Origin of the sequence: Allobosea sp. 2KB_26, from assembly GCF_052115715.1 — a bacterium.
Taxonomy (GTDB): domain Bacteria; phylum Pseudomonadota; class Alphaproteobacteria; order Rhizobiales; family Beijerinckiaceae; genus Allobosea.
Genome location: NZ_JBFRHE010000001.1, coordinates 1,088,817 through 1,100,088, shown reverse-complemented (window position 1 = coordinate 1,100,088; position 11,272 = coordinate 1,088,817). Strand labels below are relative to the sequence as shown.

The following is an 11,272-nucleotide window of genomic DNA, read 5'->3' as shown; positions in this document are numbered from 1 at the left end:
TATCGCCAGAGATCGTACAGCAGACCCATCTCGGAAGCGGTCAACTCGTTGCTCATTCCGCACCGCCCTTCCTGGCCTTGGCCGGCTTGGCCGGCGGCTCCAGCGCGGCGAGGCGGGCCTGCGCCATGGAGATCAGCGCCTGCAGATCCTGTCGCGACATGCGCTGAAGCATCGGCTCGATACGGGCGAGCGGGCGATCCGCCTCGCGCACCGCGCCACCAGCAGGAACGAGGCCGGCCGAGACACGGGCCTTGGAGACATTGGCGGCCCGGCCTTCGGCGACCTCTTGCGCGACTTTGACCTGGTCGGTCGGGTCGAGCGCCGCGAGTGCCTGGAGCTGGGATTGGTTCTCGGCCAGAGCCGTGCCGCGGATAAGCGTGACAGCATCCGGGTTGAGCTTCCCGGCCAGCTCACGCGCGCGGTCGATCGAGCGGATTGAAAGGCCCGTGCGGCGGGCGGCCTCCTTGGAGAAGGCTGACCAGTTCGCCAAGTTGGCGAACTGATTTTTTTCGCGCCACTTCTTGCTCTTGCGGTCGCCTCCGTTGCGGGCATCCGCACTCTCGGCCTCGTGGATTTCGGCCAGCTTACCGATGAAGACATTGCGATCGAGGATCGTAAGTTCGGCGCGAATGAGGTTTGCGTGGATTTCGTGCTTGCGCCGCTCTTCCGCCGTCTGCCGTCGGACGATGACCTTAACAGTGCCCCAGCCGAGAAGCTTTGCCGCTTCCAACCTGTGTTCACCATCGACGAGGATCAGCCCATTGGCCCCTTCGCCATCCCGCAGCGACACCGCGAGCGGCTGATGCTGCCCGGTTTCCGCCATTGAGGCGGCGATCGCCTCGACGAGAGATCGATCGACGAGGCGGAGGCGATCCTCAACGACGATCGAGTCGATCCCGACTTCAATGAAGTCTTCAACCAGCGTTGCACCGAGATCCAAGACGTCACGCATCACGCGGCCCTCGCCTGCGAAAGTTCAGCTGCAATGGCGCGACGGCGACGCTCTCTCGGCGAAAGGCGGACTCCCTCGCGATCGTAGAACTGGGGCCAGATTGTCTGGCGCGGCACGCCAACAACGCCGGCGATGATGTCGTGGCAGGCGGGGAAGCACTGACGAACAGCCTTGTTCATCGTGAAAACGCTGAAGCCGCGCTCTCGCGATAGGCGCTGGAGCGTTGTGCCCCGCTTGCGCACAGCTGCGATTATGTCGGCCGGATGCCAGGCCGGAGGGACTCGTTCGGAGTTCAGGTTCATGTTAACCATAGACAAATCTGCTTGTTGTGCCACCGTGAAAATACAGGTTCTTAGACGATCGTCAAGCAAGAACCTGGACGTTCTGGTCAGGTATTTGGCTTGGAGCTACAGGTTTGTGAGCGACGACATGGAGGCCTTCGCGACCCGGCTGAGAGCCGAGGTCAAGCGCGCCGGCGGGCCAAAGGCGTTCGCAGAGCGGGCGGAAATCCCGCTTTCGACGCTGAATACGTATCTTTCGGGCGCGGCCGAGCCCAAGATCATGGCTGTGGTGCGCATTGCGCGAGCGCTTGGGCTCTCTGTTGCGGAACTGCTCAGCAGCGTTTCGAAGGACGGCGACACAGGAAGTCAGACGCCACTTGCAGAATCACAGACTCCGGCAGATTCGGTCGAGATCAGCATGCTGGATCTGGTCGCTTCAGCTGGCCCTGGGTACGAAAACGAGCAACCGGCCGAGCTCAAACGCTTGCCCTTCTCGAAAGCGCTCCTCGCGGCCCTGGGAGTGAAGCCGGAGAATGCGCGGTTCTGGACGGCTCATGGCGACAGCATGCTTCCGACGATTGCGGACGGCGCGATCGTCCTGGTCGACATCTCCGTGAGCCAAGTGAGGGATGACGGCGTCTACATCGTAATCGTCGGCAATCATCTGAGGATCAAACGGGTCGCCAGAGGTTGGGACAATCAGCTGACGCTGATTTCCGACAATCAACGATATCCAACGGAAACGCTTGCGCCGCACGAAGCGGAAGATCTTAGGGTGGGTGGCCAGGTCAAATGGGCGGGGGGAAAGGTATGATCCGTACGGTAGTTGGTTTCTTGGCCCTGGGGCTGTTTGCATGCTCGAGCGCCTCTTCTCAGACGATCGCGCCCGCGAATTTCGATCGTCCATTCAATGCCGCTTCAAAGCGCCTTGGCACCCAGATTTCCTTGGTTGGCGTTGGGTGCAAACCGTCAGAATGCGAATTTGGAGCTGTGCCGGACCTTCGTCTCCTGGTGAACGGTGACTCAAACAACACCAAGGTCGAACAGGTCTCCGCCTATCTTCCGCGCGACGTCACGAACAAGGCCCGTTCGAGGCGCTCTGCTGTCTCGGCGACGGCTGTCGCAACGACGTTGATCGCTGTTTTCAGCCCAAAAGTCCCGGCTAGTAAGCGCGGCGATGCCGTGATCTCTCTTCTAAATGGCGCTGCTGGCCCCTCGCGGCGCGGGGAAGTCGACCTGGATGGCGTGAACTACGTTCTAAGTGCCAGCCAGGCCGACAACCTACGGATCTACGTCACTCCTTGATCAAGCAACCTTCAAATCGGCTGCGCTGAGATCCCAGCGGTCCGGCTCGATCTCGCTCGCATCCTTCATGCCGTCGACCTCGGCCGGCAGCAGGCCGTGTTTGGCTAGAATGACCGCATCCTCCCAGTCGCCGGTCGTCGGGTCCCCGGTGCGCCGAAACGCAACCACGCCCGCCCGGATCGGCTTGTAGCGCTCGAACAGCGCGTTGGCATGGGCCTCATCCCGCGCCGGCATCGGATCATCAGCTGAAATTTTGCCCTCCGCTCCCTTCACAGCGCGATAGGCCTGGACGACGAAATAGGTGAGGTGCCTGACGGTCTCTCGCTGCTGACGGCTCTTACTCATAACGCTCTCCTGACGCCCCGATCTGTCGCCGGGGCTGCCCCTACGAAAGCGCGAAATCTAGAACAGAACAAGAACAAAATTTGACGCACTGCAGCGGCTATGGAATCGGTGGATAAGAGCTGAGAGGGTTCCGATGAGCCGCCGTCCCGGAGAGATCACATCGAAGCAAGTGCTTCGGGCGTACCCGTATCAGGTGCAGATCCTCATCCCTGAGCGTGGCCTCGGGAACGCGCTATCGCGGATGCTCGCCTGGTGCCGTCAGCGCAGCTACAACGAACGGACCGTTCCCGGTTTCGATGCCGGCTGGTGCTATGTCCGTTTCTGCTTTGAGACGATCAGACAGGCCGATGAGTTTGCGATGGACTTCGGTGGCGAACGGATCGACAGGGTTGCTCGCTTGCGCGCATTCAGCACTCAGCTGGCGCTTCAACCCGATTTCAAGCCGGAATTCGCTTCGCAGTTCCGGATTTTGCCGGCACGGGTAGAGGAACCCGCAGACCTTTGAAACTGTTGCCTTTTTTGGAACTGCGAACGGAAGGCGCACCCCTGGCGAGTTTCTTCGCAGTTCGTTCAGTCGAGGTGACGGGATTTCAACGTCTTAGCAGCAAGTACCGTCTCGGGCTTTCTGGCTTTCGGGATTTCCGGCCTGCAAGGCTGCGAACAATCAAATGGCAATGGCCTTTGCGCCACCGCCCGCCTAAGTGCCTGTCCTACCGCGGCTTTCCGCCTGATCCCGCCTATTCCCGGTTAATCCCGGCTAGGACCCGGTGATGCCATGTGATTGTTCGTTTCACATTAATTGTGCGCTAGGAGCAGGAGGCCTGCCCCGAATGGCGCCCTCGGGCGTCACATCACGTATTTGATGGCCACCGGGCGGAATCAACCGGCTGACACATCGTTATGGTGCTGGCTTGGTTCATCCCTTGGGGTGATCAATGCGCCGAAAGCCGGCGTTGAATCTCTTGAACGTCGGCGCTCTGATAGGACCAGCCGAGGCGAGCTTGGTTTCGTCCGTCCCCGGTCAGAGCCGGGCTGGCAGGCGACTGCCGGGCCGGCTCGCCCAGCCGCGATGACAGAGTAAAGCCTGCTGGACGTGTAGCCGCGATCGAGCCCCGCCCGCCTCAATCCCCCGTCATCGTCATCTCAGCGTCCATCGCCTTCATCTTTGGGTTGGCGGCGCAAAAGGCCCTGATCCTGGCAGCGACATCGGCGGGTGCCCTGTCCCTGGCGGCGTGGCCGGCCGCCGGCTTGTGGCCGCCATTCCGCAGATAGGCGGCACAGGTCATGTCAGGATCGGTGATCGCGGCCGCGGCCGGAGAGGCGAGGAGGCAGGCGAAGGCCGCGGCAAGCGCGCGGGAAGCGAGAGGCATGATGGCTGTCCTGAGCGGTCGGGCCATGCGGCCCTTTTGCGCCGCTCCTGCACCGCCCGGCCGTGCGGCGCAACGACGCTGACCGAGGCCCTGATCTGCAGGCAGGGCATTGCAGAGGAGCCAGGGTTTTTCGCGTGAGCCGGCTAACCCAGCGGCATGATCGTCCCGGGATCGTCATCGCCGACGCCGCTCTTGTTGACGCGGCGGTCGACGATCCAGTCGCGCAGCGCCGGCGGCGGGTCGCTCAGCAGCTTTTCGCCGGCGGAGCCGTCGAGCCAGGCGTCGAAATCCCGGGGGTGCAGCATGCAGGGCATGCGGTCATGCAGCGTCGCGATGCCCGCGACGGGGTCGCGCACGATGATCGTGCAGCTGATGATCTCCTGCCCGGTTTCCGGATCCCTCCAGCGTTCCCAAAGCCCGGCGAAGGCAAGCAGCGCGCCATCGGCGGCGCTGATGAAATGCGGGGTCTTGTCGCCCTTCGGGCCGGTCCATTCGAAGAAGCCGCTGGCCGGGATGATGCAGCGTCGGCTCCTGAAGGCCGAGCGGAAGGCCGGTTTCGTCGCGACCGACTCGACGCGGGCATTGAAGGTGGCGCCGGCCTCGTTCGGCCGGCCCTTGTGCCAGGGCGGGATCAATCCCCAGCGCGCCGGGACGAGCTCGCGGCCGAGCGGTGTCCTGACGATGATCCGCACCGTGTCGGTCGGCGCGAGATTGTAATGCGGCTGGAGATTGGCCCGCTCGGTCGGCACCGTCAGCGGCTGGCTGAAGGCGACGATCTCCTCCCAGGTAAAGGCCTGGCTGAATCGTCCGCACATGGCGTCATCCTCCTGACCGGCGGAGAGGCAGGATGATGCCGCGGCGGTGGCGCTGTAAAGCGCGGCGCTGACCCTCCCGGCATGGGGAGGTTCAGCGCGCGTTCAGACCTTCTTGTCGGTGATCACGCCGGTCCGCATCGTGCCGCTGGCTTCCAGCTGCTTCCTGATCTCGTCGCGGATCTTGTCGGCGATCTCGCCCTTGGCCTTGGGATCGAGCTGGTCGAACTGTTCCTTGGTCAGGCCGAACTTGGCGAGCATGGCGGTGTGCATGCGCTCGGCCGGCGTCATCTGGGCGTGCTTGAGGAAATCCGTTTCCGCCGTCTTCTGCGCCGCGGACTTGTCGGCAACCTTGGCAACGGTCTTGAAGGCGTCGGCAAGCGATGTCGCCGGCTGGGACGACGAGATTGAAATCGACATGGCAACCTCCGGGTTGGTTGCACGCGTCACGCAAGGGGCGGGCCAGCAGCGCCGCCGGATAAGTCCTTGTTTTTCAATGATCTATTTGCCGGCTCCGCTGTCGCTGCACGCGAAATTCCGGCAGGCGGGAAGAAACTGCCCGGCAATTCCTTCCCGGACGGTGCGAGGACCCCTCGTATCGAAGTCGGGTGTTCCCGACTTCGATACTTCTGAGAGCTGATCTCGGGCAGGTCCGAGATCAGGGAGAGGGGAAGCGGGGCGTGATGAGTCTGTCTCAGACGCCCTTCAGCTTGGCATTGCACTGGCTGTAATAGCCGCCGCCCTTCTGGATCCATTTCAGGTCGCCATTGCCGCCATTGGCCTTGTTGATGTTGTACTGGTCGTTGCAGGTCTTGAAACGCTGCTTGCCGGCGGTCTCGGAAGCGTATTTCGGGTCGATCTTGGCCGGGAAGACAGCATTTCCCATGGCGGCCGGCATAGCGGCGTGCGGCTTCGCCTGAGCCGGCGCGGCGGCGGGCGCTGCCATCTGCGGCTTCGGCTGGGCGGCGGCTGGGGCAGCAGCCGGCGTTGCGGCGGCCGGCGTGGCGGCGTCGCTGCACTGGCTCTTGCGGAAGTCGTTCCAGGATTGGCCGCCCAGCGTGTTGCCGGTCTTGGCGGCGTTATATTTCGTGCTGCATTCCTTCATCGTCAGGGCCTGGGCCGGTGTCGCGGCCGGCAGGACGAAGCCGCCCGCGAGCGCAAACAGGCCGAGGGCAAGCGCAGTGCTGGTCTTGGTCATGGTCATCGCCTCCTGACGGGGCATGCCCGTCGGCGGAACCTGGGCCGGGCGAGCGCATCCCATCCCGGTCAGGTCTCCGGAAAAGAGGATATTCCTCGTAAAATGAACGGTCCATGAGGGATTTGGTGCTGCCGATCACGGTTCTGAGGTTGGCGGCCCATGCGTCCGATGCGGCCGCACCCGAGACGAGGTCGAACAGGGTGGGAAGGGGGGCCGGCGCTTCGCGCGTTCTCCTGCCAGAAGACAGGGGGGCGCGGCCTGTCGTTCCGCCAACGGGCTTGACCGCGCCGCTTCCGTCTCGTCCATGGGGCCAAACCAGCAGAGGAACCGGAGACGGACATGGCCAGGAAGACGCCGGAGCAACTCACCAAGGAGTTCGAGGGCCGCAAGGCGAAGGGGCTGGCCAAGGGCGGTGCCGCCTATTGGCCCAATGTTCTCGCGAACGCGGTGCTGAAGCTCGCAGCGACCGGCAACGAGATCAGCCTCGCGGCACTGAGCGAGCAACTTTCCAGGGATGCCGAGGCGCAGGACGTCACGTTGAAGGCGGGCGCGGCCGAGGCGATCGCGCGGCTGGGCCAGGCGGTTGCGCGGGCGACGGAGGGTTAAGGCCTCAGCGGTTCCCGCCCGCGAGCCTGCTTGCGTCGGGATGCCGGCGTAGCCGCCACATCGCCCAGCAGCCGGCGGCGGGGCCGAGCGCCAGTACCGAGAACGCCGCCGTCCAGCCGAAGGCCAAGACGAGATGCGGCACCAGGTGAATCGAGACAAGCGTCACCAGAAAGCCGGCGCAGGTCTGTGCCGTGATCATGGTGCCGACCAGCGAGGGCTCGGCGAGCTCGGCAACGCTGGCCGAGAACTGGGCGGAGTCGGCTACGGCCGAGATGCCCCAGAGGCTCGCGACGAGAGCCAGCATGACAGGGGCTGCGGCGAGCCAGCCGATCGCAAGCGCGCAGGCGCCGCTGATCGCCATGGCGCCGATGGTGACCGCAGTGCGACCGAGCCGGTCTGCCAGCCAGCCGCCGAGCCAGGCGCCGAGCGCGCCGGAGGCGACGGCGAAGAAGGTCAGCACCGCGGCGGAGCCGTGCCCGGCCTGCGGGTCGTGTCCGGCGACGGTCTGTTGCAGGAACACGCCGAGCCAGGCCCACATGGCGTAGAGCTCCCACATGTGGCCGCAATAGCCGGCATTGGCGAGACGCAGCGCAGGGTTGCGCCAGGCTTGGGCGAACTGGCCGAGAGCGAGACCGGCGCGTCGGACGAGATGGGGGCCGAGCCCGGCAAACAGGATGAGAAGAGCGCCGCACAGCGTCGAGGCGGCGGCGCCGAGATAGATGCCGCGCCAGCCGATGCCCTCGAAGGCACCGAGCAGATGCGGGCTCGCCGAGCCGATGACGAGGGCGCCGACCAGGAGGCCGATCAGCAGACCGAGGTCCTTGTTCGCCCAGGTCGCGGCAATGCGCATGCCGACCGGGTAAATGCCGGCCATGCACAGGCCCGTCAGGACCCGCAGGGTGATCGTCACGGGGCCGACCGGCGGCAGCAGGGCGAGCGACGCGGTGAGTGCGGCCGCGGCCGCTCCGGAGAGGGCAAAGAGGCGGCGCGGATCGAAGCGGTCGGCCAGGCCGAGCAGGCTGCTTGCGAGCGTGCCGAGGACGAAGCCGGCCTGGACGGAACTGGTGAGCAGCACCTCGCTCAGTGGGTCGAGCGGCTGCTCCCGGCGGATCGCGGCGACGGCCGCGGCAGAAGCGAACCAGGCTGCCATCGCCAGGGTTTCGGCGAGGAGGAGCAGCGCGAGCGAGCGCGCCTTCGTGGCATGCGGGGAAGTGGTCCCGCCGAGAGTTCGGAGCCCAGCCTGCATCGCTCACCGGCCTTCTGCGCCCGAGCGGAACGATCCGCCGGCGCTCTATCGTCTCCTATAGTATACGTATGGCTTCTATAGAAGACGATTCAGGCGTGATGCGTCGTTTTTCGGTTCGAGCCTCTTGAGCGGAGGGGCGAGACGCCGGAAGAGCTTAGGACGCGCTTCGCAAGCAGACCGAGAGTCCATGCGTTCCCAGAGCCAAGACGACCCCAACCAGGCCATCGCCGCCCGCATCCGGATCGAACGGGACACGCGCGGCTGGTCGCTGGCTGATCTTGCCGAACGTTCAGGCGTCTCAAAGGCGATGATCAGCAAGATTGAGCGCGGCGATGCAAGCCCGACGGCAACCGTGCTCGGGCGGCTGTCGGGGGCCTTTGGCCTGTCGCTCTCAGTGCTGTTGGCGCTGGCCGAGCGCTCGGAAGACCGCATCAGCCGTCATGGCCATCAGCCGGTCTGGCAGGACCCGGAAACCGGCTACGTCCGCCGGACGATCTCGCCGCCCTCCGGAGATATTCTCGAGCTGCTGCAGATCTCGCTGCCGCCCGGTGTGCGGGTGCCGTATCCGGCCGCCGCCTTCCTGTTCCAGCGCCAGCAGATCTGGGTTCTGCAGGGCGAGCTCGAATTCCGCGAAGGCGGCGTCACCCACGCCCTGCAGCAGGGCGACTGCCTGCAGCTCGGACCGCCGGCGGATTCGTCCTTCTTCAACCCGGGCGCGGGCGAGAGCGTCTATCTCGTCGCCCTCGTTCGGAGATAGGCCATCTTTCTAGATCATCGAACCGGATATCGTATCCGGTTCGATGATCTAACTTTCTGCGTTTGCATCGGCTTTCCCGAAAACCGCAAAGCACTTTTCGGGCCGATGTTTAGGCTGCCCGGTGCCCGGCCCTGGCTGCGCGCTGCTCCTGCGTGCGGAAGGCTGCGACGAGCTGGTTCAGCCGCTCGATCTGGCTGAGCAGGGTGCGGGCCGAGGCTGCGCTCTGTTCGGCAAGCGCCGCGTTGCTCTGGGTGATCTCGTCCATATGGCTGACGGTCTGGCTCATCTCGTCGATGCCATTGGCCTGTTCGCCGGACGCCACCGCGATCTCGTTGACGGTGCCGGAGACGCGCATCGAGGCATCGACGATCTTTTCCAGGGTGCCGCCGGCGAGGCGGACGAGCCGGACGCCCTCGGCGACCTCGGCATCGGAAGACCCGATCAGCCCGGTGATGTCCTTGGCAGCTTCCGCCGAGCGCTGGGCAAGCGCCCGGACCTCGGCTGCAACGACGGCAAAGCCGCGCCCGGCATCCCCCGCACGCGCCGCTTCGACCGCGGCGTTGAGGGCGAGAAGATTGGTCTGGAAGGCGATGCCGTCGATCACCGTGGTGATCTCCGAGATCTTCTTCGAGGCCTGCTCGATCCGGGTCATGGCATCGATCGCGTCGCTGACGATGGTGCCGCCGGTGCGGGCGACGGCAGCGGCGTCATCGGCCAGCGCAACCGACTCGCGCGAAGACTGCGCCGAGGTCTTGACGGACGCGGCGAGCTCTTCGGTGGTGGCTGCCGTCTGTTCGAGCGCGGCGGCCTGTTCCTCGGTGCGCCGCGACAGGTCGTCGGCGCCGGAGGCGATCTCCTGCGAGGAGGTGGCGATCGAGCCCGACGTCGCCTGGATGGTCGTGACCATCTCGCCGAGCTGTTCCATGGCATGATTGAAATGGCTGCGCAGCAGCGCGTATTCGGGCGGCATCTCCGCATCCATGCGGAAGGTCAAGTCACCTTTGGCGAGCGCGGCCATGCCCTCGCTGACCAGGCTGACGACCCTGTCGCGCTCGTCCGCCTTGGCCTGCTCGACGGCGCGGGCTTCCGCCTCGACCTTGAGGCGGGCGTGCTCGGAGGCTTCGAGATAGACCGAGATGGCATAGTCCATGTCGAGCAGCGTCGCCTTGACGATGGCGGTGATCTCGGCGGCACGCTCCTCGGCGCCTTCGATCTTGCCGCCGAAGCGGCCCTTCGGCCAGCGCGCCTCGAGCACCTTGCCGATCAGATGCTCCAGGAGCAGGGCATAGCCGCCGATATACCAGCGCGGCTCCAGCCCGATCCGGGCGTGGACCTTGCCGACCGTGGTGACGGCGGCGACGTAATCCTCGTCGAGCTGGCCCTTGGCGATACGATCCCAGTAGCCGAGCTGCTTGCTCTTGGCGTGCTCGATATGGGCGTCGCTGCCGAAGAAGGCGCGGGTTTCGGGGAAGGCGCGGACCTGCGCATAGAAGGCGCCGAGCGCATCCGGCAGGGCCTCCAGCAGCGTCTCCTCGACATCGTGGATGCGCCGCAACGCGTCCGGACCGAGCTTCATGAAGTCGCGCCGCCGGGCGAGATCGTCGGATGGTGCCATAGCCGTTTACTCAAGCCTGATGCGCCGAGCCCCCTCGGCACGCAGGCCGAAACTCGGCGATGGCTGGTTAACATCCGAAGAAGATTGCGGCGCTTGCCTGCAGGACGGAGTGTCTGTGGTCCTATGCCGCAGGATTGTCGGTCGCCAGCGGTTCACTGCGGGCCTTCATAGCGCTCGAGAAAGGCTTCGACGGGCAACGTCCGGAAATCGTCGAGTGCGGCGCGCAAGGCTGCATGATCCCAGTCCCACCAGGACAGCGCGATCAGCCGCTCGGCGATGTCTTCGGGAAAACGCCGGCGGATCGGCTTGGCCGGGTTGCCGGCGACGATGGTGTAGGCCGGCACGTCCTTGGTGACGACGGCGCCGCCGGCGACGACCGCGCCCGTGCCGATCGAGCGGCCGGCCAGTACGATCGCGCCATGGCCGATCCAGACATCGTGGCCGATCGTTACCGGTGTGGAGCGGCGCCAGGCGAAGAAGGGCGCGTCGTCCTCGGCATCGTCGAAATAGGCGCTGGCGCGGTAGCTGAAATGCGACTGGCTCGCCCGCTGCATCGGGTGGTTGCCCGGGTTAATGCGCGTCATGGCCGCGATCGAACAGAATTTGCCGATTGTCGTGTAAATGACATTCGAGTCGTTCACGACATAGGAGTAGTCCCCCATCGTCGACTCGACGAAGGAGGTGCGCGCGCCGATTTCGGTGTAGCGCCCGAGCGTCGCCTGCCGCACGTGAGCGGTCGGGTCGATCACAGGTTCAAGTCCGAGTTTCTTGCCCGCCATGTCGTC

At 65.0% G+C, this 11,272-nt stretch carries 15 protein-coding genes; 5 read left to right on the top strand and 10 right to left on the bottom strand.

Annotated features, from left to right (window positions below):
- Positions 1-52: 52 nt before the first annotated feature.
- Both AB4099_RS05320 and AB4099_RS05315 read right to left on the bottom strand, forming a co-directional pair.
- Positions 53-952 (bottom strand): ParB/RepB/Spo0J family partition protein, encoded by a 900-nt coding sequence (locus tag AB4099_RS05320; RefSeq protein ID WP_441477273.1) that lies wholly within the window; start codon positions 950-952, stop codon positions 53-55.
- Positions 952-1,254: a helix-turn-helix domain-containing protein gene (locus tag AB4099_RS05315; RefSeq protein ID WP_441477674.1), complete on the bottom strand. Its 303-nt coding sequence runs from the start codon at positions 1,252-1,254 to the stop codon at positions 952-954. Before AB4099_RS05315 ends, AB4099_RS05320 begins: the two co-directional genes overlap by 1 nt.
- Before the next feature lie 115 nt (positions 1,255-1,369).
- Here AB4099_RS05315 and AB4099_RS05310 point away from each other — a divergent pair, with 115 nt between their 5' ends.
- Together AB4099_RS05310 and AB4099_RS05305 are read left to right on the top strand one after the other, a co-directional pair.
- Complete coding sequence (locus tag AB4099_RS05310) at positions 1,370-2,047, top strand: XRE family transcriptional regulator (protein ID WP_441477272.1); 678 nt, start codon at positions 1,370-1,372, stop codon at positions 2,045-2,047.
- On the top strand, positions 2,044-2,538 hold the full coding sequence (locus AB4099_RS05305) for a hypothetical protein (protein ID WP_441477271.1): 495 nt from the start codon (positions 2,044-2,046) through the stop codon (positions 2,536-2,538). Before AB4099_RS05310 ends, AB4099_RS05305 begins: the two co-directional genes overlap by 4 nt.
- Here AB4099_RS05305 and AB4099_RS05300 read toward each other — a convergent pair whose 3' ends face one another.
- Positions 2,539-2,883, bottom strand: a complete 345-nt coding sequence (locus AB4099_RS05300; protein WP_441477270.1) for a hypothetical protein — start codon at positions 2,881-2,883, stop codon at positions 2,539-2,541. It lies immediately after the preceding gene.
- A gap of 133 nt (positions 2,884-3,016) precedes the next feature.
- Here AB4099_RS05300 and AB4099_RS05295 point away from each other — a divergent pair, with 133 nt between their 5' ends.
- The gene (locus AB4099_RS05295) at positions 3,017-3,388 is read left to right on the top strand and encodes a hypothetical protein (protein ID WP_441477269.1); all 372 of its coding nucleotides are present in this window, start codon (positions 3,017-3,019) and stop codon (positions 3,386-3,388) included.
- A 616-nt stretch (positions 3,389-4,004) separates the two neighbouring features.
- Here the strand turns inward: AB4099_RS05295 and AB4099_RS05290 are convergent.
- From AB4099_RS05290 to AB4099_RS05275, 4 genes are all read right to left on the bottom strand, one after another.
- Entirely contained in the window at positions 4,005-4,253 is a 249-nt protein-coding gene (locus tag AB4099_RS05290) for a hypothetical protein (RefSeq protein WP_162768308.1), read from the bottom strand.
- Between the two features lie 143 nt (positions 4,254-4,396).
- Positions 4,397-5,068: an SOS response-associated peptidase gene (locus AB4099_RS05285; RefSeq protein ID WP_441477268.1), complete on the bottom strand. Its 672-nt coding sequence runs from the start codon at positions 5,066-5,068 to the stop codon at positions 4,397-4,399.
- A gap of 102 nt (positions 5,069-5,170) precedes the next feature.
- Positions 5,171-5,485 (bottom strand): hypothetical protein, encoded by a 315-nt coding sequence (locus tag AB4099_RS05280; RefSeq protein ID WP_043239658.1) that lies wholly within the window; start codon positions 5,483-5,485, stop codon positions 5,171-5,173.
- A 274-nt stretch (positions 5,486-5,759) separates the two neighbouring features.
- Entirely contained in the window at positions 5,760-6,263 is a 504-nt protein-coding gene (locus AB4099_RS05275) for a hypothetical protein (protein WP_113518598.1), read from the bottom strand.
- A 339-nt stretch (positions 6,264-6,602) separates the two neighbouring features.
- On the opposite strand from AB4099_RS05275, the gene AB4099_RS05270 reads away from it, so the two are divergent.
- Positions 6,603-6,869, top strand: coding sequence for a hypothetical protein (locus tag AB4099_RS05270; protein ID WP_441477267.1), 267 nt, complete (start codon positions 6,603-6,605; stop codon positions 6,867-6,869).
- A 4-nt stretch (positions 6,870-6,873) separates the two neighbouring features.
- On the opposite strand, the gene AB4099_RS05265 is transcribed toward AB4099_RS05270, so the two are convergent.
- The gene (locus tag AB4099_RS05265; RefSeq protein ID WP_441477266.1) at positions 6,874-8,115 is read right to left on the bottom strand and encodes an MFS transporter; all 1,242 of its coding nucleotides are present in this window, start codon (positions 8,113-8,115) and stop codon (positions 6,874-6,876) included.
- 187 nt (positions 8,116-8,302) lie between these two features.
- On the opposite strand from AB4099_RS05265, the gene AB4099_RS05260 reads away from it, so the two are divergent.
- Entirely contained in the window at positions 8,303-8,872 is a 570-nt protein-coding gene (locus AB4099_RS05260; protein WP_113517361.1) for a helix-turn-helix domain-containing protein, read from the top strand.
- A 109-nt stretch (positions 8,873-8,981) separates the two neighbouring features.
- Here AB4099_RS05260 and AB4099_RS05255 read toward each other — a convergent pair whose 3' ends face one another.
- Entirely contained in the window at positions 8,982-10,487 is a 1,506-nt protein-coding gene (locus AB4099_RS05255; RefSeq protein ID WP_441477265.1) for a methyl-accepting chemotaxis protein, read from the bottom strand.
- 152 nt (positions 10,488-10,639) lie between these two features.
- Positions 10,640-11,266: an LbetaH domain-containing protein gene (locus AB4099_RS05250; RefSeq protein WP_113517359.1), complete on the bottom strand. Its 627-nt coding sequence runs from the start codon at positions 11,264-11,266 to the stop codon at positions 10,640-10,642.
- Between the last annotated feature and the right edge of the window lie 6 nt (positions 11,267-11,272).